General features: G+C 68.6%; 20 protein-coding genes and 4 pseudogenes. 13 read left to right on the top strand and 11 right to left on the bottom strand.

Going from position 1 to position 22,031, the window contains the following annotated elements:
* Positions 1-42 precede the first annotated feature (42 nt).
* The 3 genes and pseudogenes from ACZ7DE_RS40095 to ACZ7DE_RS40085 form a co-directional block, all read right to left on the bottom strand.
* Complete coding sequence (locus tag ACZ7DE_RS40095) at positions 43-519, bottom strand: GNAT family N-acetyltransferase (RefSeq protein WP_470769410.1); 477 nt, start codon at positions 517-519, stop codon at positions 43-45.
* Positions 520-558: 39 nt separating this feature from the next.
* Positions 559-1,073 (bottom strand): annotated as a pseudogene (locus ACZ7DE_RS40090) (NF041680 family putative transposase); the annotation flags it as partial.
* Positions 1,061-1,999 (bottom strand): hypothetical protein, encoded by a 939-nt coding sequence (locus tag ACZ7DE_RS40085; RefSeq protein WP_470769409.1) that lies wholly within the window; start codon positions 1,997-1,999, stop codon positions 1,061-1,063. The pseudogene ACZ7DE_RS40090 and the gene ACZ7DE_RS40085, both read right to left, overlap by 13 nt.
* Before the next feature lie 137 nt (positions 2,000-2,136).
* Between ACZ7DE_RS40085 and ACZ7DE_RS40080 the strand changes: the two genes are divergently transcribed.
* A protein-coding gene (locus tag ACZ7DE_RS40080; RefSeq protein ID WP_470769408.1) for an IS630 family transposase occupies positions 2,137-3,215 on the top strand; the annotation gives its coding sequence in 2 pieces (ribosomal slippage) (positions 2,137-2,638 and positions 2,638-3,215; 1,080 coding nt in all).
* Positions 3,216-3,424: 209 nt separating this feature from the next.
* Here ACZ7DE_RS40080 and ACZ7DE_RS40075 read toward each other — a convergent pair.
* On the bottom strand, positions 3,425-4,381 hold the full coding sequence (locus ACZ7DE_RS40075) for an NmrA family NAD(P)-binding protein (RefSeq protein ID WP_470769406.1): 957 nt from the start codon (positions 4,379-4,381) through the stop codon (positions 3,425-3,427).
* Between ACZ7DE_RS40075 and ACZ7DE_RS40070 the strand changes: the two genes are divergently transcribed.
* Positions 4,352-4,711, top strand: coding sequence for a winged helix-turn-helix transcriptional regulator (locus ACZ7DE_RS40070; protein WP_470769404.1), 360 nt, complete (start codon positions 4,352-4,354; stop codon positions 4,709-4,711). The genes ACZ7DE_RS40075 and ACZ7DE_RS40070 overlap by 30 nt on opposite strands.
* A gap of 75 nt (positions 4,712-4,786) precedes the next feature.
* Here ACZ7DE_RS40070 and ACZ7DE_RS40065 read toward each other — a convergent pair whose 3' ends face one another.
* Positions 4,787-5,083 (bottom strand): hypothetical protein, encoded by a 297-nt coding sequence (locus ACZ7DE_RS40065; RefSeq protein WP_470769402.1) that lies wholly within the window; start codon positions 5,081-5,083, stop codon positions 4,787-4,789.
* 322 nt (positions 5,084-5,405) lie between these two features.
* Between ACZ7DE_RS40065 and ACZ7DE_RS40060 the strand changes: the two genes are divergently transcribed.
* A complete protein-coding gene (locus tag ACZ7DE_RS40060) occupies positions 5,406-6,155 on the top strand; it encodes a transposase (RefSeq protein WP_470769401.1) in 750 nt (249 codons plus the stop codon).
* Between the two features lie 366 nt (positions 6,156-6,521).
* Here the strand turns inward: ACZ7DE_RS40060 and ACZ7DE_RS40055 are convergent, their stop codons facing one another.
* Positions 6,522-7,388 (bottom strand): transposase, encoded by an 867-nt coding sequence (locus ACZ7DE_RS40055; protein ID WP_470769399.1) that lies wholly within the window; start codon positions 7,386-7,388, stop codon positions 6,522-6,524.
* A gap of 609 nt (positions 7,389-7,997) precedes the next feature.
* On the opposite strand from ACZ7DE_RS40055, the gene ACZ7DE_RS40050 reads away from it, so the two are divergent.
* The 5 genes and pseudogenes from ACZ7DE_RS40050 (at position 7,998) to ACZ7DE_RS40030 (ending at position 13,230) form a co-directional block, all read left to right on the top strand.
* Positions 7,998-8,297: a hypothetical protein gene (locus ACZ7DE_RS40050; protein WP_470769397.1), complete on the top strand. Its 300-nt coding sequence runs from the start codon at positions 7,998-8,000 to the stop codon at positions 8,295-8,297.
* A 254-nt stretch (positions 8,298-8,551) separates the two neighbouring features.
* Positions 8,552-10,294, top strand: coding sequence for a serine/threonine-protein kinase (locus tag ACZ7DE_RS40045; protein WP_470769395.1), 1,743 nt, complete (start codon positions 8,552-8,554; stop codon positions 10,292-10,294).
* Between the two features lie 365 nt (positions 10,295-10,659).
* Positions 10,660-11,022 (top strand): hypothetical protein, encoded by a 363-nt coding sequence (locus tag ACZ7DE_RS40040; RefSeq protein ID WP_470769394.1) that lies wholly within the window; start codon positions 10,660-10,662, stop codon positions 11,020-11,022.
* A 17-nt stretch (positions 11,023-11,039) separates the two neighbouring features.
* A pseudogene (locus tag ACZ7DE_RS40035) lies at positions 11,040-11,818 on the top strand (IS256 family transposase); the annotation flags it as partial.
* Positions 11,819-12,375: 557 nt separating this feature from the next.
* The gene (locus ACZ7DE_RS40030; RefSeq protein ID WP_470769393.1) at positions 12,376-13,230 is read left to right on the top strand and encodes a hypothetical protein; all 855 of its coding nucleotides are present in this window, start codon (positions 12,376-12,378) and stop codon (positions 13,228-13,230) included.
* Positions 13,231-13,261: 31 nt separating this feature from the next.
* Here the strand turns inward: ACZ7DE_RS40030 and ACZ7DE_RS40025 are convergent, their stop codons facing one another.
* The gene (locus ACZ7DE_RS40025) at positions 13,262-13,906 is read right to left on the bottom strand and encodes a response regulator transcription factor (protein WP_470769416.1); all 645 of its coding nucleotides are present in this window, start codon (positions 13,904-13,906) and stop codon (positions 13,262-13,264) included.
* A gap of 77 nt (positions 13,907-13,983) precedes the next feature.
* The gene (locus tag ACZ7DE_RS40020) at positions 13,984-15,321 is read right to left on the bottom strand and encodes a sensor histidine kinase (protein WP_470769392.1); all 1,338 of its coding nucleotides are present in this window, start codon (positions 15,319-15,321) and stop codon (positions 13,984-13,986) included.
* A gap of 292 nt (positions 15,322-15,613) precedes the next feature.
* Between ACZ7DE_RS40020 and ACZ7DE_RS40015 the strand changes: the two are divergent.
* Positions 15,614-15,810 (top strand): annotated as a pseudogene (locus tag ACZ7DE_RS40015) (ISAs1 family transposase); the annotation flags it as partial.
* A 259-nt stretch (positions 15,811-16,069) separates the two neighbouring features.
* On the opposite strand, the gene ACZ7DE_RS40010 reads toward ACZ7DE_RS40015, so the two are convergent.
* Complete coding sequence (locus ACZ7DE_RS40010) at positions 16,070-16,828, bottom strand: DeoR/GlpR family DNA-binding transcription regulator (protein WP_470769391.1); 759 nt, start codon at positions 16,826-16,828, stop codon at positions 16,070-16,072.
* A gap of 49 nt (positions 16,829-16,877) precedes the next feature.
* Between ACZ7DE_RS40010 and ACZ7DE_RS40005 the strand changes: the two genes are divergently transcribed.
* From ACZ7DE_RS40005 to ACZ7DE_RS39995, 3 genes are read left to right on the top strand one after another with little or no spacing between them, the layout of a single operon-like run.
* On the top strand, positions 16,878-17,261 hold the full coding sequence (locus ACZ7DE_RS40005) for a DUF4406 domain-containing protein (RefSeq protein WP_470769390.1): 384 nt from the start codon (positions 16,878-16,880) through the stop codon (positions 17,259-17,261).
* The gene (locus ACZ7DE_RS40000) at positions 17,258-17,989 is read left to right on the top strand and encodes an NUDIX domain-containing protein (protein ID WP_470769389.1); all 732 of its coding nucleotides are present in this window, start codon (positions 17,258-17,260) and stop codon (positions 17,987-17,989) included. Before ACZ7DE_RS40005 ends, ACZ7DE_RS40000 begins: the two co-directional genes overlap by 4 nt.
* Positions 17,990-18,019: 30 nt before the next feature.
* Complete coding sequence (locus tag ACZ7DE_RS39995) at positions 18,020-20,668, top strand: AAA family ATPase (RefSeq protein ID WP_470769388.1); 2,649 nt, start codon at positions 18,020-18,022, stop codon at positions 20,666-20,668.
* Positions 20,669-20,892: 224 nt separating this feature from the next.
* Here the strand turns inward: ACZ7DE_RS39995 and ACZ7DE_RS39990 are convergent, their stop codons facing one another.
* Entirely contained in the window at positions 20,893-21,078 is a 186-nt protein-coding gene (locus ACZ7DE_RS39990) for an IS3 family transposase (protein ID WP_470769386.1), read from the bottom strand.
* Between the two features lie 61 nt (positions 21,079-21,139).
* Between ACZ7DE_RS39990 and ACZ7DE_RS39985 the strand changes: the two are divergent.
* A pseudogene (locus tag ACZ7DE_RS39985) lies at positions 21,140-21,609 on the top strand (Tn3 family transposase); the annotation flags it as partial.
* A 40-nt stretch (positions 21,610-21,649) separates the two neighbouring features.
* Here ACZ7DE_RS39985 and ACZ7DE_RS39980 read toward each other — a convergent pair.
* Complete coding sequence (locus ACZ7DE_RS39980; protein WP_470769385.1) at positions 21,650-21,877, bottom strand: hypothetical protein; 228 nt, start codon at positions 21,875-21,877, stop codon at positions 21,650-21,652.
* Positions 21,878-22,031 lie beyond the last annotated feature (154 nt).

The raw sequence follows: 22,031 nt of genomic DNA, 5'->3' as shown, positions 1-22,031 counted from the left end.
CGGGATGAAACAGCAGGAGGAAACGCCCTCTGAGCTTGTTGTTTAACCTCTGGTGCCTGTGGCGTCGCGGAGTCGAGTGCTCGGGCAGAGGTGGAAGAGTTCGGGATCTCTCTCGTCGAGGCCGTGGAGCAGGCCGACCGGGTGCCAGCTGGCGCGTTGTAGTAGTTGCTGCATGGGGTGGTTGGAGACGTTGGTCGAGGTGAACAGCTTCGTGGTGGTGCATACGGTCTCGACGGCCGTGAGGAGACGTGCGCCCACACCTCGTCGGCGGGCACTGGGGGCGACCATCAGAATGGTGACGAAGCCCTGCTCGAAGAAGCTGTACTCCAGCACGCTGTAACCGAAAGGTCCGGATGAGTCTCGGGCCATGAGGACGACGCTCTGTTCGCACCAGCGCCGGATGCTGTCCCGTCGTGTGTGGTCGCCTGTTGCTGCGACGGAATCGATCTTGGCTAACGCGGCCCAGTCCGATGGGTCCGCGCGGTCCACTTGGAGCCCGCTGAGGTTCTCGACGTCCATGGGGTGCATCGTGGCAGCGTATGGGTGGTTGGTGCTTGCCTATTGGGTTCGGCGGGGCTTGGTTCCCTTCTTGTGGTGTGCGGGACGGCTGTATACCTCGCCGGTGGCGAGGACGCGTCCCACCTCGTGCCGGGTGGCTGGGCGGCGGTTCTTCGAGCCGAGCGGTCGACCGGGGCCGGACCGGGCCGGGACGCTTTCGGTGCACCGGCGGGGGAGCCGGTCTTCACGCGCAGGTTTTTGAACCCCCTGCGGACCCGGGCGGGCGTCAGCTTGTTCGGCGCGGCCGGCTTCTCCCAGGGCCGCCTGAGATCGGTGGCCAGTGACCGGGCGAGCCGGAGCTGGGCGTAGGCGGCGATCACCAGCCATGTCCACCGGTCGGCCGCCTCCGAGCTGCGGAGCCTGGGCCTGGTCCACCCGAGTGTCTGCTTGAACAGGCGGAACGTGTGCTCGAGATCGAAGCGGCGGAGGAAGGACTGCCAACAGCGGTTCACGTCGTTCGCGGTGGCGGCGGTGCCCGACCACCACAGCCAGACCGGCTTGTTCACCTCGCCGCTGCAGCCCGCCGGGCGCGCACCGGCTGGTGAAGCACTCTGAGACGGCCCGGTCCGCGAATCGCACCCTGGAGGAGAAGCGCGCGGCCGCGACCGCGCATGCCGCCGCGCTGACCTGGACCGGGGACATCAGCGACATCAAATCGGCCACCATCCTGCTCGTCGACGACGTGTTCACCAGCGGATCGCAGCTCCAGCACGTCGCGCTCCGGCTCCGGGCGACCGGAGCCGCCGACGTCCGGGGGCTCGTTCTCGCCCGGGTCCCCTGGAGCGGATGACATCGCCCCGGAACCGGGACTGTGCCTGTCGGCTGGCTCCGGCCGGTCGGTCAGTGCCGGACGCTTCGCGTCGAACTCACGCGGCTTGCCCAGGACGGTGCTCATGTGGCGGCTGAGGCGCCTCTCAAGGAAATCCGGGGGAAGCAGCCCGGAGCCACCGTCACCAGCCCGGGCCGGTGACGCCGTGGTCGGAGCGTCCGCGTCGGGAATCACGACGGTCCCGCCGACGTGGTCAGTGACCCATGTCGGAGGAGTCCGGCCTTCCAGGACGTCGCGCACATAGCCGGGGACCTCCGCCCGCAGACCGCAGAGCATGTGCGCGAGGTACGGCACGGAGAAAAGCCCGCGGTCGTTGGGGACATTCTCAAAAAGGGCGCCGGTGACCGTTGCGGCGCGTTCCATGACCGCCGCGCCGGCGAACTGGCCGTGCCTGATCCGCTGGACAGGCCGGAGAAGTTCCTTTGCCACCCTGCGAGATCCTCGCTGCGGTTGCCGCAGGAAGCGCTCGAGGTCCTGGTCCAGTCCGCGCGCGAGGGGCACGATCGGCGCGTCCAGGCCGTCGGGGCTGGCGATGTCTTCGACGGGAACGGCGTCGTGGAAGACGCTCACGCCCGCGTTCTTGGCGTCCAGGCCGACCGCGGTCTCCGCCACCAGAGCGGACACAGTGGACACACCGACCCGGTCGCGCTCCTTGGGAGTGGGAGCCGTCGGTACTGACTTCGGCTCGTTAGGGTGATCCGTCTCGAAGTCCTCGATGATGCGGCGCGGTTGGTTGTATCTCCTGACGTGTGAGGTATGCGGATGGGGGCGGGCTGACGCCCGCGGGGCGTTGGCGCCGTGAGGCGGTGCGGATGCAGGCGGCCGAGCTGTTCGAGCAGAAGATGAAGCCGTTGGAGGTGGCACGGCGCCTGCGGGTGAGCCGGAAGTCGGCCTACGAGTGGCAGCAGCTGTGGCGGGACGGCGGTCGTGAGGCTCTGGCCTCCCGTGGCCCGAGTGGATCGCGATGCCGTCTGTCGCCGCGTTGCCGTCAGAAGCTCGCCGGGTATCTCAAGCAGGGGCCGGCCGCGCACGGCTGGGTGGAGGACCAGGTGTGGACCGCAGCGCGGGTGGCCACGCTGATCGGCAGAAAGTTCCACGTCTCCTACAGCGTCTCGGGTGCGACGAGGCTGATGCACCGGCTCGGCTTCAGCCCGCAGGTTCCCGCGCGGCGCGTCGCTGAGCGCGACGAGCAGGCCGTCACCGTCTGGAAGGAGGCGACCTGGGCGGAGGTAAAGGAGTCCGGGCGGCCTGCGGAGGTTACATCTGCTTCGAGGACGAAGCCGGGTTCACCCGTCGACCGCCCCAAGGACGTACCTGGGGCCGGCGCGGAGTGACTCCGCAGGTGACGGTGAGCGGACGACGTTCGGGACGCCTGTCAGTGGCCGGGCTGATCGCGATGCGGCCCGGCTCCCGGACCCGCCTGTGCCACCGCTTGCGAACCCACCCCGCGGGCAAGGGCAAGCGCCGCAGCATGGGCGAGCGTGACTTCATCACGCTGATCGACGGAGTCCACCAACTGGTCAAGGCGCCGATCGTGCTCGTCTGGGACCGGCTGAACACCCACGTCTCCCACGCCATGCGTGAGCTGATCGCCGAGCGTGAATGGCTGACGGTGTACCTGCTGCCCGCCTACTCGCCCGACCTCAACCCCGTCGAGTGGGTGTGGTCGCACGTCAAGCGCAGCCTGGCCAACCTCGCCGTGGTCGCCCTCGACCGGCTCGAAGCCCTCGTACGCAACCGGCTCAAGCGCCTTCAGTACCGGCCGGACACACTCGACGGCTTCATAGCCGGAACCGGCCTGGCCCTCGACGATCCAGCGTCACCCTGACAAGCCGAAGTCAGTAACGGCGTCAAGAGGTGCGCGATGCTTCCCGACTTCCCGAGGCGCACGATCTCTGGCTTCGCACGGCGCTGGGCGGCGGCCTGAATCGTCGGCATCATCCGCGACCAGCTCCGCCGCCGTATCCATCTTGCCGCTGGCCTACTGCCGACGCTGGTGCCAGCGCAGGGCGCCCAGGTTCTGGCACAACACGCCTGTCACATCTGGTCCCAGCTCTGTCTTGCGGCCCACTCCCGCAGAGTGATGGTCCCAGGCCGGACAATCGCCGGGTCCGGTGCCGGAGGCGGAGGTGCGTCCGGCGGCGGGGCGTAGGCAGCGGCGATACCTGCAGCGGTTTCGGAGCCGAGGTGCGGGGCCAGAATTCGCCCATACTCGCTCGGATCGATGGTGGTCCATCGCATCTGGTGCCCCAGCGCAGCGGAAAGCTCCTGGGCGACCTCATCACCAGTCAGGGAATGGGGCCCAGCGACGATCTGCAGGGACGGTGGGGATGAGGCGGCGATGATTTCAGCGATGGCTGCCCCCAGGTCATCCAACGAAACCCATGGAACAGGCAGGTCCGCAGGTAGAGGGTAGATGATCTCCCCGGCACGCACCCTTGGAGCTGACCAGGGGGCAGCCAGGTTTTCCATGTAGGTGAATGCGGGTGCCACCACCGTGGCCACCTGGACACTTCCCGGCAGGCCGGCGGCGAGCAGGGCCCGGGCATCCAAGAAGGGCACCCCGACCGGGTCATACCCTACTGCGCCACCGGTATTGAACACCGCACGTGAGACCCTCGCGTGCTTCAGCGCCGCTAGCACAGCCTGGGCCTGCGGCACGGCGGTGTCGGCAGCGAAGACAAGCGGCAATTGCACGACCACCGCATCCGCACCGGTGTAGGCCTCTACCAGTGACCCAGGATCGGAAAGGTCGGCAAAGACCGTTTCGACAGCCGAAGGCAGGCCCGGCGCCGACAAGTCTCGGATGGCCGCCCGAACCCGATGGCCAGCGGCAAGGAGATGACGAACAACCGGTGCGCCTTGGACGCCGGTTGCTCCATGAACAACAACAGTGGATCCCTTCATGACCGACACGCTACTTTCAAGTATGAAGTAGTACCTACAAAGTGCTATAGTTTCAAAATGGAAACTAATGGCGAGGATGTAGACCATGCGGCACGCTTCGGCACAGCACTCGAGGGATGTGGCGTCGAGCGCACCCTTAAAGTCCTCGACGGCAAATGGACGACATTGATCGTCCGTGAACTGCTCACTGGCCCCAAACGCTTCGGGGAACTGCGTACAGCGCTGGGCACTCCCAGCGCCAAAACACTTACCGACCGCCTCCGCATCCTGGAAGCCCAGAAGATCCTCACTCGCACCGTGCACGCGGAAGTGCCACCCCGAGTCGTCTATCAGCTCACGGAACAGGGACAAAGCCTCAGCCCCGTCTTGTACGCCATGCTCGTATGGGGGGAGCAGCACCCCCTGAGTGAAGGCTGAAACCGCCCCAGTTGTGTGGCCGAGCGCAACGCCGGCTTCCGCCTGTGCGAGCTCACGGATGTCATCAAGATCTCCTCACATCGAGAAATGCGGGACCAACGCCGCTGCGGTCGTGAGGGCGTCCTCGGGAAAGTCAGTGCGGGCTGGGTCGCTACGGGCGGCATGGCAGTTCAGCGGCGCGATCTCACGGGAGGCAGTCGACGGCGATCGGCCCAGCCGCCTCGCCAGTTGCCCCGCCAGGATCTGGCTAAGGACCCGCGCACCCGCCGCTGGTGACCGTCCCGTACCCATCACCAGCCCCGCCATCTGCTCGCCCAGCACCAAGATGAGGGTCCGTCCCACGGTCCAGGTCTGCCGCGCGGCGTTCAGCATGCCGGAGACGGCGACGTGGGTCCCTGTACGCAAACCGGGGGACGTCGTGCATCGGAGCCCCAAGCCCCCGCCCCATCAAGCTGAAGCACTGTCCCTCGCGCCCTCTTCAGATCGCATCCTGCTGAGCCGGCGAACACACGTAGCCACGGGCCTGCGGCCAAGTCATCGACGCCGTAGGCTTGATTGCCAATCACTGAGCGTTTTCAGCGTGGCCACTGATCGGGTGACGGCGGCGAGGTCGAGGTGAGGGCCGCAACGCACAAGGCCCCCGTGCCGTTGGGGGAGGTGTTCGAAGTCTCAACCCACCGGCACAGGAGCCTTGTTGGTTCTCTATCCTGCCGCACTCGACCTCCCGCACGGGCTGGTCGAGTGGGTCACGATGCTCATCGTCACCCGAGAGGGGGACCGACGGTGCAAACTCCCGCCGCACCAGCGGGCGCTCGTCGCTCTGGTGTACCTACGCCGCCACGACACCCTCACCCGGATCGCGTCCGGCTTCGGGATATCCGTCGGCACCGCCCACGCGTACATCACCGCCGTGACCGGCCTGCTCGCCGAACGGGCCCCGGGCCTGCTCAAGACTCTGCGCGAGCACGATCCGGAGTTCGTCCTCCTGGACGGGACGCTCGCCGAGTGCGACCGCGTCGGCGACAGCCGAGCCGACTACTCGGCCAAACATCGTCGACACGGCGTGAACGTTCAGGTCGTCACCGACCCCGCCGGTGAGGTTCTATGGATCTCGCCGGCGCTGCCGGGCCGCACCCACGACCTGACCGCGGCCCGCACCTACCGCATCATCCGGATCTGCGAGCGTCAGGGCGTCCCGATCCTCGCCGACCGCGCCTACCAGGGCGCCGGCCCCTGGGTCACCACCGGACTCAAAAGGCCACCGGGCGGTGAACTCACTCTCACCCAACGCACCGTCAACCGGGCCCTGGCCGCGGCGAGGGCACCGGTCGAACGCGGCATAGCACGGTTGAAGTCCTGGCAGATCCTCCGCAGATCCCGAATCAGCCCCAACCGCATGAGCGTCACCACCAATGCCGTCCTCACCCTAGAGAGGCAACGCTGAAAACGCTCACTGGTGCAGCCGTGGTGGTGGCCGGCGGCGGAGCGGCTTTCGCGTCGGCCGAGGGGGCGGCCTCCCCGCCCCCGGCCGGTCCCGACACGCGCCCGACAGGCACCACATGATCATCCGTGGGTGGTGCGTTGATCACATGAGGGTGCCGTCCTTTGCCGACACCCCGCCGCAGCGGTCAGCTCGGCGACGGCGCGCCAGGCAGCCTCGCCGCCGTGAGCGCCGGAGGCCTGTCTCTCGTGCTATCGCTGCTCCTGCTCGCGCGCCCGCTGCGTCTCACCGAAGCCACCGCCCTACAGGGGGACTCTGGTCCGAAAATGAAGATGACCCCAGGTCAGCGAGGTGACCGGTGGGATGTGTTCATGCGGCCTCGATGGGGTGGAAGCGGACGGTGAAGCCGAGGGCGTTGGCCTGGCGGGTGATGCGGCGCATGGCTCGCTCAGGGTCGCACTTCGCGTAGTAGTCGCCACCGAGATCCTGGTAGGCGACGTCGTCGGTGAGCATGTGCCAGACCGCGGTCAGGAGCGAGTGTTCGACGGCGACCAGAGCCTTCTTCTTGCCCAGTCTGAGCATGAGCCGGTGGTAGCGGGCGCCGAGATAGGTGGTTTCTCGAGTGCGGGAGGCCGCTATGGCCGCTGTACCCAGTGCGGCGCCGAGCCACCGGTTCCCGCGGAGTCTGCGGCCGGACTTGTGCTGGCCGGCGGACTCGTGGTGGCCGGGGCAGACCCCGGCCCGCGAAGCGAGGTGGCCGGCGGTCGCGAAGCGGGACATGTCGCCGCCGGTCTCGGCGATGATGACTTCGGCAACTCCCTGGTCGATGCCCGGGACGGTGGCCAGCAGCTCAAGCTGGCGGGAGAAAGGGAGCATCTCCTCCTCGATCCGCGCGGACAGTTCGTGGATCGCCGCGGTGAGGTGGTCGATGCGTTCCAGGTGCAGTCGGCAGAGGAACGCGTGGTGTTCGCCGAAGTTCCCGGTCAGCGCCTCGACCAGGGTGGGGATCTTCGGTCGCATGCGGGCTTTTGGCCATCTCCGCCAGGGCATGGACGTCGCGTTCACCCTCGATGAGGCGGCGAGCATGGCCCGTCCGGAAACCCCCATGATGTCGGTGGCCACACTGGAGAGCTTGATGCCCGCGTCCTCCAACTCCTTCTCCAGCCGCTGGACTTCGCGGCTTCGCTCGGTGGTGAGGATGGTGCGGTAGGTCGCGCAGCGCGCCAGCACACACATCGTGATCCAGCGCCCTTCGGCCTCGCTGCCCGGCCTGTCCCTGGCGTATGCCGCGGCCGGTGATCTCGAGAACGCCCGGCGCACCGCGGAGCGCGGCCACGCGAGCGCGGTCGAGGCGGGCGCGACCCAGCCGGCCGCCTGGCTCGCGTGGGCTCTTGGACGTATCTACTGGCCGGCCGGCCGGGCGGCGGACTCCCGGCGCTGGTACGGCGAGGCGTTCACCGTCGCTCATCAGCAGAACGTCCTGATCCTGCTGCGGCTCGCCGCGTCTGGACTGGCTGCCGCGGCCGCCCTCACCGGTGACACGGAGACCGCGGAGTCCGTCCATGCGGATTTCGAAACCTATCCGGACTTTCCGTTCCTGGCTGGGGAGGACGCCTTGGGACGTGCTTGGCTGCTGGCAGCCAAGGGCGACTTGGTGCCTGGCCGTGAGGTCGTGCTCCAGGCCGCCGCCTGGGCCAGCGCCGCCGAGTACAGCGGCTCGGAGGTGCTCTTGCTGACCGAGGCGGCGCGGCTGGGCGGCGCCCGGCAGGTTCGTGAACGACTCGCCGAGCTGGCCGCCTGCTGCGACGGGCCTTTGCCGGCGCGCGGGCTGGCCTGGTCGCCGCGATGGCCGACCGAGACGCCGAAGCGCTGCTCGTGGCGGCCGAGCGGCTGCACGGCATCGGGGCGCACCTGCTGGCGACCGAGGCGGCGGCCGCCGCGGCCGGCATTCTTCGCGGCAGCGGCGCGGCGCGGGCTGCCACGGCGGCGGAGGCGTGGGCGAACCAGCTCGCCCGGAACTGCCAGGGAGCCGTCACCCCGCTGCTGGCGCTCACCTCCGCGCCCACACCCCTGACACAGCGGGAATCGGAGATCGCCCTTCTTGCCGCGTCCGACCTGTCGAGCAAGGAGATAGCGGCCGGCTGACGCTCTCTGCGCGCACGGTGGACAACCATTTGCGACAGGTCTTGACCAAACTGGGCATCACCGCCCGCCGTGAGCTGTCCGGCGCACTGAGACGGGAGTGAGCAACCGGGCCCCCGACAGAATGTACGGGCCCACGTCATCGAACCACCCAATTAAGCAGTGACTACTCAGGAAGAGTTCTGTCGGCGACTGCCAGGCTGGACGGATCCCCGTGCATTCCCGGGGTTGGTGTCAAGGAAAGGCAGAACTGGACCGTGAATACCTGGTCCGTTCCCGGTTTCACCGAGATTCGCGAGCTCGGGACCGGGGGCAGTGGACGGGTGGTGATGGCTGTCGAGACAGCCTCCGGAACGCCTGTCGCGATCAAGTACCTCCACGAGCGGCTGACGGGGGACACCCGCTTCCTCCAGGACTTCCGTGCCGAGGCTCAGCTGCTCAGGGAGGTCGACTCCCCGCATGTGGCGCGCCTACACCGGTACGTGGAGACCCGGGACGGTGCTGCCATGGTGCTGGACATGGTGGACGGGCTCTCCCTGAGGGCCCTGCTGCGACAGGAGGGCGCGACCTCGCCGGAAGCGGCGTTGACCGTCCTCAAAGGCTCGCTCCTCGGCCTGAGCGCGGCGCACCACCTGGGCATCGTCCACCGCGATTACAAGCCCGAAAATGTCCTCGTCACTACCGACGCCACCTCCAAGCTCGTCGACTTCGGCATCGCCCTGCGCGACGGGTCGGCACCCGCCGGTACGGCGGGCACCCCGATGTACATGGCGCCGGAACAGTGGGAGGGGCATCCGGCTTCGCCCGCGACCGACGTGTACGCGGCAACCGCCACCTTCTTCGAGTGTGTGACCGGGTCTCGCCCGTTCGGCGGAGAAGACCTCGCCGAGATCGCCGTTCGGCATATGTCCTCGCCGGTGCCTGCAGAAGGCGCGCCCGAGCCCGTCCGCGCGCTCGTCCTGCGCGGGATGGCCAAGAGCCCATACGACAGGTTCCGTTCGGCGGACGAGTTCCTTGCCGAGCTGGAGACCGTCGCTGCCGCCGGGTACGGCCCCGACTGGGAGAAGCGGGGCCGGCGCGCCCTAGCTGCGCTCATTGCCGCCCTGCTGCTGGAACTGTTGCAGCCACCGGCCGGCGGCGCCGACGCCACGACCGAACTCGCCACCACCGACATGGACGAGGAACCGGCCGCCGATCACTCTCGCCCCCGGCCGCGCGGGCAGCGGTCCGGCGGCGCTCGCAGCCGGATCCGAAACGTCGTCGGTGCCACCCGGCGACGGCCACGGAAAGTCCCGGCGATCATGGCTGCCGCGGTGCTGCTCGGCGCCGCCGCCGTCGCGGGGGGCATCACGAGCAACGCATCGGGCAAGAACAGCGCCCAAACCGCACCCGCGGCGGACCCCGGGGCCGGCGGCGCAGCGCCAGCCTCGACGCGGCCCTCCACCGGCCATTCCGCCGAGGACGATCCGGCCACGACCTCGTCACCGGCGGACGATTCCGCGACGGCCGGCACCCCGGACCCCAGTGGTGCCTCGGCAAGCACAGTGGGACAGGGCACCGGCCCCGCAAGCACCGGCCCCAGCGCCGAACCGGCGCCAGCGACTTCGCAATCCGCCGGATCGCAGGGGCCGGTCGCGTCGCCCACCGTGTCCCGTGCCGCGACGGCGGTCCGCTCGGTGGGCATCTCCTCCCTCCAGGAGTCGACGCAGGGACGCGGCGCCGATGCGACGGTCACCGTCACCACGACCGGTACTGATCCCGTCAGCCTCACACTGACCTGGTACAACAGCTACCGGGCGGACACTCCCGGGCAGCAGGACGGAAGCAGCGAGACCTACCAGCTCAGCGGCCGCACGAGCTACCAGCTCTCCTACCGCCACGACTTCACCACCTGCCCCCGGTACTGGGGACTTCAGGTCAGCACCACGCCCGATGCCGAGTCCGGGAAGAACTATCGGGACATGGACGCGCTGGCCTGCATCCTCCAGCCGATGGGTTGAGCGAGGCCTGGAGAGCGACCGCTATGAGCACGAGCGACGATTGGCCCACCCAGCGGCTCGGTCGGCACCATCACGGCTCGCATGAGGAGGAAGCCCCCGAGTACCTGTCGACGGGCTGGACCTCCACTCGTGCCACCCCTTCACCACCACCACGGCGGCACGACGAGCAGCCCACGGCCGTGACCGTGTGGAACACCGGCGTGTACGCCGTGAGTCCAGTGGACGAGGACGCGCTGCCGACCCTGCGCCTTCCCGACGAGGAGTCCCGTCACCACCGCACAACAACGGTCTGGCGGGACGGCCCCCCGCGCCACACAGGGGGTTCCCGGCGCCGCACCGGGCGGCGTTGGGGGTGGGCGGCCCTCGTGCTGCTGATGGCAGCCGCCGTCGGCGTGATCCTGTGGCAGCGGAACACTCCCGAACTTGCCGTCACCCAGGTCACGGTGAGTGCGCGGCCGACCGAGCTGCGGTGTGACCGATCGGCCACCGTGGTTGCCGTGGTCACGACCAACGGGGCAGCGGGAAGCATCCGGTACCGCTGGATCCGCAGCGACGGCACCGATTCGGGCGAGTTGCGCCAGACCGTTCGTGCGGGCCAGGAACACGTCAGCCTGCCAATGCGCTGGACCTTCCACGGCAGGGGCACCCACAAGGCGCGCGCCGTCGTCGACATCCTCACCCCCACAGCGCACACGGCCTCGACATCCTTCACGTATCGCTGCGGCTGATAGCAGCTAGCTAGGGCATGGCCGAATGGCAGAGCCGGCCTCTCGACGCCGTCTATTCGGTGGTCTTCATCGACGCCATCCACGTGAAGATCCGCGACGGCGTGGTCGCCAACCGGCCCATCTATGTGGCCCTTGCCGTCACCACGGAGGGCCGCCGGGAGATCTTCAGCCTGTGGGCCGGCGACGGCGGCGAGGGCGCCAAGCACTGGCTGCACATCCTCACCGAGATCAAGAACCGCGGCGTCAGCGACGTGCTCATGCTGGTCTGCGACGGGCTGTAAGGCCTGCCTGAGGCGGTGGAGACGGTCTGGCCGAGGACGATCGTGCAGACCTGCGTCGTGCATCTGCTGCGGAACTCCTCCGCTATGCCGCCCGTCAGGACTGGGACAAGATCGCGCGTCTCCTCAAGCCTGTCTACACGGCGCCGACCGAGGAGGCAGCCCTGGACCGGTTCGCGGAGTTCGCCGATTCCTGGGCCAGGAAGTACCCGGCGATCGTGAAACTGTGGGAGAACGCCTGGGAGGAGTTCACCCCGTTCCTGCGGTTCGACACCGAGATCCGGCGCATCGTCTGCACCACCAATGCGATCGAGTCCGTCAACGCCCGCATCCGCCGGGCGGTCAAGGCCCGTGGACACTTCCCCGACGAGCAGGCCGCCCTGAAGTGCGTCTACATGGCGATCACGTCCCTCGATCCCACGGGCAAGGGCCAGGCCCGATGGACCATGCGCTGGAAGACCGCCCTGAACGCTTTCGACATCACCTTCGACGGCCGCCTGCCGGCGGCCCACCAGTAATCTCGACTACCGCAGTTACACCACTCGTTTGACAGTCCCACGACCACCTGGCCAGCAGGGGATCAAGCGTGAACCTGCTGGCCCTCTCGCGGCATAAGCAGGGTTGTGTGATGGGTTCAGTGGCTTCGCGGGGCCTCCTCGAGCATCTGGTGTCGGCGTGCACCCCTATGTGCACCGCAGAGCATGGTGGGTGCCCGGGTCGAGGTTGGGGAATTCGAGGGTGGCCTCGCCGTAGCCGCCGCCGATCTCGTAGGAGAAGTTCTGATCGGCGATGTACTTGTGGCTGGCAGGTGGCCTGGGTTGGGCTGGACATGTCCGTCCCGGCCGAGCAGTGGTCCTTGGTGACCACGGGCTCTGCGCGATAAAGGCGGGAGCGGGGGTGACGATGCGAGGCCGAAGTTCCGCTCGACCGGGGTGTGGCAGGCCATACCTCGGCTGGATGGCGTACCGCAGTGATCGGTGCTCCACGGTCCGACATCGTGATCGGCATGACCAAGGGCCCGCCCACCAGGTGGTTCGGGCGCCGCCCCAATGCCGATCGACTTGAAGGATTCTCCATGCGTACTCACAAGGCCCCGTCGCGACTGGCGGAGGTGCCCGGCCGGGCACTGCCTGTGCTCGTCGCCCTCGCTGTGGCGCTCGGCACCGCCTTCGTCCTCGCCCCGAGCAGGCTGGCGGCGATCGGAACGGAGGGCGACCTCTCCTCGCAGCGCAACCTCGTCGACGCCCTGACCCCGGCGTTCGTCACGTACTGGAAGTCCGGGGACCAGGGATTCCCCCCGGACCTGCAACGACTTGTCGACTACTGCTTCCGCTTCCACATGGTCAAGGGTGTCCTCTCCGCGGCCCTGCTGATCGTGCTCGTCGCCCTCGCCGTCCGGCTCTGGAAGGTGTTCCTGAGGCCCAGCGGTCACGGAGGCAAGGGCCTCGCGGCGGCTGCGACCTTCGTCAGCGTGCTCGCCCTCGTGTCGCTGGCGGCTCTGATGGCCAACGTCCAGGGCGCGACAGCCCCCTTCTCCTCGGCGACCTCGCTGCTTCCGCTCGGCGCACCGAGCGGCCGACTCGCCGATGCGATCGGTCAGATCAAGCAGGGCCTCGTCCACTACCCGAGCACGAGCGGCCAGAACGCGGTCGCCCTGAAGGTGATGGTCGACGACTTCGGCCGGTACCACGCGGTGCTCGCCGTGCTGGCGTCCGTCGTGGCGGTCGCCCTGATCGGCCTGAGCGTGATGGCGTGGCGGAGGTTCGCCGCGGCGGACAGGCCCGACGGGCGGACCCGGCGCATGATGAGTTCGTTCGGTGTCCTCTCGGCTCTGCTGGCGCTGATCGTGATCGTCGTCGCACTGGCCAACAAGGGCACCGCGGCGGACCCGGCGCCGGCCCTCCTGGGCTTCTACAAGGGCGGCCTGTGACGCCTCGCGGCGGATCGGTGGACGGGCCCGATCAGGAGCGGAGGTAGGCGAGGACGGCGAGGACGCGGCGGTGCTGGGTGTCGTCGGGCGGCAGACCAAGCTTGGCGAAGATGTTGCCGATATGCTTCTCCACCGCGCTGTTGGAGAGCGCCAGTTGCCGGGCGATGGCCGTGTTGGAATGGCCCTCGGCCATCAGGCCCAGGAGCTGGCGCTCACGTACGGTCAGCGTCTCCAGCAGGGCACTGCGGCGCTGTCCGGCCAGCAGCTGGGAGACGACCTGGGGATCGAGTACGGTTGCCCCGCGGGCGACCCGGTCCAGGGCGTCCAGGAACTCCTCGACCCGGGCGACCCGGTCCTTCAGCAGGTAGCCGACCGCGCCGGAGCCGTCCGCGAGCAGCTCGGCGGCGTAGGACACCTCGACGTACTGGCTGAGCACCAGGACGGGGGTGCCGGGCAGGTGCGTGCGGGCGCTGATCGCCGCGCGCAGGCCCTCGTCCGTATGGGTCGGCGGCATCCGTACGTCGACGACCGACACGTCCGGGCGGTGCGTGAGCACCGCTTGGACCAGGGCGGGACCGTCACCGACCGAGGCCACCACCTGGTGGCCGTCGTCGGTGAGCAGGCGGACCAGGCCCTCCCGCAGCAGCACCGCGTCATCGGCCACGACGATCTGCAGCGGACGGCGGGCCGCGTGGTCCCGCGGCGCTTCGGCGGCCGGTCCGGGAGCCGATTCGGCCGAGGTCGAGGCCGAGGTCAGGGGCATGGGAGTTCTCCGGTGATCGTCGTCGGGCCGCCGTCGGGGCTGACCGTCAGCAGCCGGCCGCCGACCGCGTGCAGTCTGTCGGCTAGGCCTCGCAGGCCGTGTCCCTTGGCCATGGCCGCGCCGCCCAGGCCGTCGTCCGTCACCCAGACCCTCAGGGTTCCCTCGCCGTGGCGCATGCCAATCGTGCAGCGTTGGGCGTGGCTGTGCTTGGCCACGTTGGTCAGGGCCTCGGCGACCACGAAGTAGGCGGCCGTCTCGACCGCGGGTTCCGCTCGACGGTTCAGGGGGCCGAGGTCGAGACCGGCGGGTACGACACTGCGCGCGGCCAGCGCGGTGAGCGCCGCCGGCAGGCCCCGGTCAGCGAGGATCGGCGGGGCGATGCCGCGAGACAGGGCCCGTAGCTCCTCCAGCGTCTCCTGCGCCTGGACGATCGCGTCGGCGAGTGCCTCCCGGGCGGTGTCCGGCCTGCTGTCGAAGTGGTGCTGGGCGCGGCCCAGTTCCATCGCGAGGCGGACCAGCCGCTGCTGGGGGCCATCGTGAATGTCGCGTTCGAGCCGGCGCAGGGCCGCCGCCTCGGCCGTCACCGTGGCGAGGGTCAGTGCGCGGGCGGTGTCCCGCTCCTGCTCCAGCCCGCTGATCCTGCGGTGGAGCGCCGACGGGTCGGACAGCAGGGTCTTCCCCAGCCCGGCCTGGGCGGCGACGCACGCGCGGGTCACCAGCGGCAGGGTGGCCAGCACCAGGAGGCCGACCGTGACGGCGAAGGCGATTCTCTGGTCCGGCGAGGTCAGCCCCAGGCTCAGGGCGATGTGGGACTGGGAACTGCCCACATACAGGTTCATCGGCCGCAGCGCCCCGGACGCCGCGTACGGGTTGCGCAGCGGAGATGTCACGGCGGCCAGGCCGACGAACCACCACAGCGCCGTCACCACCGACGTGACCACGGCGACCGGGAGCACCAGCACCGTGTGCGCCACGTCCAGCCACAGCCCCGGGTCGGATGCCTGCCCCGGCCACCGGCGCGCGCCTCGCGCCTCGCCGGGACGCGAGCGCACCAGGGCGATCCGCCACCGCTCCACGTCGGCCGGCCACCGCGCCACTTTCGGAGCGGCGGCCCTGACCGGCAATCCGCCCGGCAAGAGCAGCCCGACCGCGCCGAGACACAAGGCGCCAAGCACCAGCAGCAGGCCGAACGCGGCGCTCACCGGCGCGGTCAGCAGATACGACGAGTCCAGCAGCGTACGGCGTCCCAGGCGCATCGCGAACCGGCCGCCCGACCGCCACCGGCCCGCGGCCACGCCCGTGACCACGGAAGACGACGGTTCAGCCATGCGCCCAGCGTAATCGCTAGCGAAAGGGGCAAGGCAGAATCCCAGTTGCTCCACTACGCGAGTAACTGCCCGTGATTGTTCTCGTCGGGAATTCCTACATCGCAACTGCTCACGCCCGATGTACGACCCCGCCTGCTCGTTGCGTTCTTCGCCGCGATAGCGGAGACCGAACGGGAGAAGATGCAGGGCCCCGGCGTTTGCCCGGCTCGTCCGGACTTGGATCGGTTGATGTCGGTGGCGAGCCCCGGAAGTAGACGAACACGACCCCTGTGGATCATGGAGTCCTCTACGCTTCGTCCACTGGGTGCGTGATGTCGTCTTCGGCGAGGACAAGTAGCAGGTCAGGACCTGTACTACGCCCGCCCTGCTCGCCACCGTCCGCGACCTGATCCGCAGCGCACTCAAGCTCGCTGGGTCGTCAACACCCCCGCCGGACGGCGAGCCTACACCGACCGCCACCGCGTCCTCGCCCTCTACGGCATCACATGATCAACCGGACATCCGAGGCAAACGCCGGGGCGCTGGGGTATCGGCCGGTCAGACCATGATGGCGGCATTCGGATCGGTACGTTCGCCTATACGAACTGGTGACGCACGTTTCTCAGAGCCGCATAGGATCGGCCTGCTTGTCGGGGTGCGCCGCCATGACGTACTTCATGGCCGTCGACGTCGCCTTGATGGCTGAGGGACGGCGGGCGGGCAGGCTGGTGTCTTGATCTCTTGCGATCCCACGTTCGCGCCGGAGCTGTCAGCCGGCTGCCAGGATCTCCACGCCGTGTGCCGTGAGTTGCTCGATGACCGGGTGGTGGGGATCGGCGTCGGTGATCAGTCCGCTGATGTCCTCCCAGGGCAGGACGCGGAACCGGGAGGCGGTGCCGATCTTCTCGGATGAGGCGAGGATGTAGGTGTCCGGGGCCCGTGCGGCAAGGGCGCGTTTCATGGCGGCCTCCTCGGCGTCGCCGGTGGTCAGTCCCGCCTGGGGGTGGACGCCGGTGACGCCGAGCAGACAGAGATCGGCCGAGATGTTCTGGGTGGCCTCAACCGCGGCCGCGCCGCAGGTGACCGCCGAATGCTTGAAGAGGCGGCCGCCGAGCAGGAAGACCTCGGCCTGGGAGTGGTCGAGCAGCGCGGCCGCAATGGTCGGACTGTGGGTAATCACGGTGCAGACCAGGTCCGGCGGGAGGGCGCGGGCGACGGCGAGGGCGGTGGTGCCGCCGTCCAGGATCAGGGCACTGCCGTGCCGTACGAGCGCGGCGGCGACCGCGCCGACCTGCCTCTTGCCGTCGGGGGTGACCGTCTGTCGGCCGGCGTAGTCCGCGATGGCCGGGGAGACAGGCAGGGCCCCGCCGTAGACCCGCTGGCACAGTCCTTCGGCAGCCAGGTCCCGCAGGTCGCGGCGCACGCTGTCGTCGGAAATGCCCAGGTCAGCGGCGACGTCCTTGGCAACGATCTTGCCCTCGCGGGCGAGCAGGCCCAGCAGGTGGTCACGTCTTTCAGCAGCCAGCATCCGTACTTTCTCCTGTTGTTGCACGCTTCTGCGTGTATCGTAGCGCGCCATGACCGACAAGCCCATGCTCATCCTCATCGCCGGCCCCTACCGCTCCGGCACGGACGGCGACCCGCAGGCCATGGCCGCCAACCTCGCCCGCCTCGAAGCCGCAGCCTGGCCGGTCTTCGCCGCCGGTCACGTCCCCATGATCGGGGAGTGGGTCGCCCTGCCCGTCCTGCGCTCGGCCGGCGCAGGCCCCACCGACCCGCTCGCCGACCATGTCCTCTACCCGACCGCCGAGCGCCTCCTCGCCCATTGCGACGCCGTACTCCGACTCCCCGGCGACTCCACGGGAGCAGATCAGGACGTCGCCATCGCCCGCCGCCGCGGTCTGCCCGTCTACCACGACGCCAACGCGATCCCCCGCCGCACCCCGCAGGAGAGCGCGTGAACACCCGCCCCGGCATCGACACGCCAGATCATCGCGGCCGTACCGGCCTCGACCACGCCGGCCGGAATCTGGACCGCAACCCCGACGTCGTGGTCCGCGACGTGGAACTCACCTCTGAGGGCTGGCACGTCCTGCGCCGCACCACCTTCGACTACCGGCGCCGCGACGGACGCTGGGTCACCCAGCAGCGCGAGACCTACGACCGCGGAAACGGCGCAGTCGTCCTGCCCTATGACACCGAACGCGGCTGTGTGCTGCTCACCCGCCAGTTCCGCTACCCGGCCTACGTCAACGACCACCCGGACGGCATGCTCGTCGAGGCTGCGGCCGGACTGCTCGACGGCGACGACCCGCTCGCCGCCATCCGACGCGAGGCCGCCGAGGAACTCGGTGTCACACTGGGACCGCTCACCCACATCCTCGACGCCTACATGAGCCCCGGCTCCGTCACCGAGCGCCTGCACTTCTACGCCGCCCCCTACACCCCGGCCGACCGAACCGGAAACGGCGGCGGACTCGAGGAGGACGGCGAGGACATCCAAGTGCTCGAGCTGCCCTTCACCGACGCCCTCGCCATGGTCCGTGACGGACGCATCATGGACGGAAAGACCATCCTGCTCCTGCAATGGGCAGCCCTGGACGGACCCTTCACCTCGAAGAAGCTCAATCATCACTGGCATAATCCCCGTATCTCAGGAGTACAGGTAGGCGGCCCACCAATCCGCTGACGTCCAAGGACCAGTGGAGGGCCACGGGGGATGAGCCGGAACAGTGTGCTGCGGCGTTGGCCGTTGGTGGGACGCGAATCCCAGCTCAGAGACTTCGAAGATGTTCTGCGTGACTCCCGCAGCGCCGCGTTCTTGATCTTCGGGCCGGCTGGAGTGGGCAAATCCCGGCTGGCTGAGGAGTGTCTGAACCGGGCTGTCGAGGACGGTCACGCCGCGGGCAGGGCGGTTGCCACCGCAGCCGCAGCGTCAGTGCCCCTGGGAGCGCTGGCGCATCTGCTGCCCGAGGGAGTGGACCTGTCCGACCCGGTAGCGGGGTTCGCTGGCGTGGCCAGGCTGTTGTCGCACCCCGACTCGCGTTCCCGCATGGTGATATTTGTTGACGACGTCCACCTGCTGGATACGACCTCAGCCATGCTGTTGCGGCAGCTGATGGACGCCGGAGCGGTTTTCCTGCTGGGAACGGTGCGGTCGGGAGACGCCAAGGAGGCGGCGGCGGTAGCCGCGCTCGGGCACGGGGACGCGGTCCACCACGTGGACCTCGCCGCATTCGGACGGCCGCAGGTCCAAATGCTACTGGAACAGGTTCTGGGCGGGGCCGTCGGAAGGAACGCGGTAAGCCACCTGCTGGCCACCAGCGGTGGCAACCCTCTCTACTTGCGCGAGCTGGTAGTGGGGGCGGTGGATGCCGGAACGCTTACGAGCGATGGCGAGATCTGGGAGATGACCGCGGACCGGCTGGCGGGTACTCGGCGTCTTTCCGACCTAATCCGTTCCCGGCTCTCCGCCGCCTCACCCGCCGGTCGGCAGGTGTTGGATGTCCTGTCGTTGTGCGAGCCGCTGTCGCTGGGCCATCTGGAAATGGATGCCGCCGATCCTTGGGCGATCGACGAATTGGAGCAAGCGGAGCTGATCGTCGTCAGCCGGGAGGGACGACGTACCATGGTCCGGCTGGCGCATCCTCTCTACGGCGAGGTCGTGCGCGCCGACATGACCGCCCAGCGTCGGCGGAATACCCTGCTGCGGCAGGTCCATCTGTTGGAGAAGAGCGGGGCCCGCCGCCGGGAGGACGCGATCCGTCTCGCAACCTACAACCTCGCGGCTACGGGGACGGCCGACCCCGTTCTGTTGGTCCACGCGGCAGCCCTCGCTGGGCACGCCGGTGAGTATGCCCGCGCGCTCGGTCTCCTGCGGGCGATCCCCCGAGAACACCGCAGCTTTCAGATCCTGCTGCTGCTGGGCAGGACGCTGTACGACGCTGGCGAATTCCAGGCTGCCGAGGACACCCTGGCCGAGGCGGATGCCATGGCCGTCGGCGATCAGGAAGTCCTGTCTGTCGTGCTGGTGCGGTCGCAGAACCTGATGTGGGGGCTCGGGGTGCCCTACGAGCGAATTCTCGACATCATCGAGGCGGCTCGCTGCCGGGTCACCGATCCGTTCGGCCTCCGTGTCCTGCTGGCCGCCGTCGCGTGGAGCGTCGGCGACGTCAGGAGCAGCCTCGCTTTGTATGCAAGCCTCCCGCCTGACGCCGGGCAGGCACCGGACGCCTCGGCATGGCTGTGGGCCGCCATGGGCAAGTCCATGGCTCTCTCGTTCACGGGTCATGGAGAGGAGGCCGAGGACTGGATCCGCCGCGCCATCGCCTTCAGTTCGGCGAGCACTAGCGGAAGTGACCACCCCGCGGCCGCACACGAGGCAGCGCAGCCCTCCGTTCTTGCCCTGGCTCTGGCAGAGAGTGGCCGTCTGGCCGAGGCCCAGGCCATGGGCGAGCGGGCCTTCGCCGGCCTCACGAGCATGGGCGCGATGACGGACCGCTGGATGCTGGCGTTCAACCTGGCTCGTGGCGCGTGGCTTGCCGGACACCCGGCCCAGGCTCGGCGCTGGTGCGCGGAGGTCGCCCGTGCGTCCCGCCCACACGCCGCGGCCATCCTGTCGATGGCATTGGCGGGTCTGGGGGCCAGCGCCGCTATCCAAGGCGATCTGGAAGCCGCGGAGGCGGCCCTGGCCGAACGCGCCCGACTCCCCACCGTGGGGCACTTCCCCGAGGAAAGCCTCGGCGAGGCGTGGTTGCACGCCGCCCGCGGAGCGCTGAGTCGCGCCCGGGCCGTCCTGAAAGAGGCAGCCCAGGCGGCAGCCGACCGAGGACATACCGCGTCCGAAGCCATCCTGCTGACCGATCTTGTCCGCCTCGGAGGAGCCCGCGAGGCGGCCACGCGGCTGGCGGAGATCGCGGCCGAGTGCACCGGCCACTTCCACCAGGCCCGCGCCGACCTGGCCGCCGCATGGGCAGCGAACGACCCCGACGGCCTGCTCGCCGCCGCAGATGTGCTGGAGACAATAGGAGCGGACCTGTTGGCGGCCGAGGCAGCAAGTACCGCCGCCGCACTACTCAAAGAAACCGGGCAGTCCCGCCGGGCCAATGCCGCAGCGGTCCGCGCCAAGGCCCTCGAGGCCCGCTGCGAGGGAGCCAGGACCCCTGCACTGATGGCCCGAAACAACGTCGTCCAGCTCACCGGACGAGAACACGAGATCGCACTGCTCGCCGCCCGGGGCATGCCCAGCAAGGACATCGCCACCGAACTGACCATCTCTGTCCGGACCGTCGACAACCATCTCCAGCGCATCTACACCAAGCTCGGCCTCACCACCCGCCGGGAATTGGCCGACCGGCTCCTCCCATGAACCAACGTCCCGTGCGAAAGACCGGGCCTAACCCTCGTCAGAGGTGGTCTGTTGCGGGACTCCGGCTGGCTGACCAAGTCGGCGAAGGCTCAGTCTTCCCGCCATCCATCCCACCCTGCGAGCCATCATGGCCGCGGGCCGCCGAAAGTGCACCAGTTTGACGTTCCCCCGCAGTGCGGGAAGGACTGACTAGCTGGTCAGAACGGGTTGACGTGGCTTCAGGTTCACTTGCTCGGTCGCTGCCTGGTCGGCATAGTGCTTCTCCTCGAACTCGATCGGGCTGAGGTAGCCGAGGCCGTTTCTGGTACGGAGGGGGCGTTGAAGCCGTCGATGTACTCGAAGAGCGTGAGGTTTGCTTCGGCCCTGGTGGCGAAGAGGCGGCAGCGGATGCACTCGGTCTTGATGACCATCCACAGGTTCTCCGCCAGGGCATTGTCGAATGAGTCACCGACCGACCCCATGGATGCCCGCCCCACGCCGCTGGGGGCGGCGTTCGCGGAGTACGGGCAGGCAGATCGCCAAGACCGAGCACTTGCTGCGGGTGGTCGATCCGGTGGACGACACCTACCGCTGTCAGACCGTGCAGGAATCCCGCCACAAGCTGGCCCGGGACGTGTGCCACGGCAAGCGCGGCACCGTCCACCAGGCATACCGGGACGGGATGGAGGACCAGCTTGGCGCGCTCGGCCTGGTCCTCGACGCCATCGTGCTGTGGACCACGAAGTACATCGACGCTGCCGTCGAACAGCTCCGCGCCGAAGGCCACAAAATCCGTGACGAGGACATCGCCCGACTGTCCCCGCTCAAGCACCGCAACCCTGAACCTGCTCGGCCGTTACAGCTTCACCGCCTCCACCCCAGCCGCCAGCGCCCTGCGCCCGCTGCGTGACCCGGATGCTCCAGAGCTTGACGAGAACGAAGACGAGTCGCCCGCCAGCTGAAGCGCCCGCGCTTCTTGGCCCTTCTGGGCTGATGTTCCGGTCAGGATGTGGCCAGCGAGATGGAGTAGAAATGTATCTCTGTCTCGATGAACGCCCATTTAAAGTTGCCGTCGTACGCTTTGAGGGAGAAGCCGGTGATGGGGTCGAATGCCCCCGGCAGAACGGATTCACCGAAGGTGCCGTGCTTGCGGCACAGCGCGGACAGTGGCTGGAGTTCTTTGTCAAGCACCTCCGCCATGGCGTGGCGCAACAAGCTGCCATAACGCATCTGGGGTATATGGTTCAGCCAGTCCAGCTGTTTTTCGCGGATGGCTTCGATGTCCTGATCCTGGATCCACCGCGCGATAGTCGGTCTGTGGACGACGGAATGAAAAGAGGTGCCTGCTGACCTGGGATGATGGGAGTTCCTACGCCCTCATCAG

The sequence above is a fragment of the Streptomyces sp. NPDC037083 genome (genome assembly GCF_055606485.1).
The sequence above is the reverse complement of the archived record's forward strand: the minus strand, read 5'-3'. Positions and strand labels throughout refer to the sequence as shown.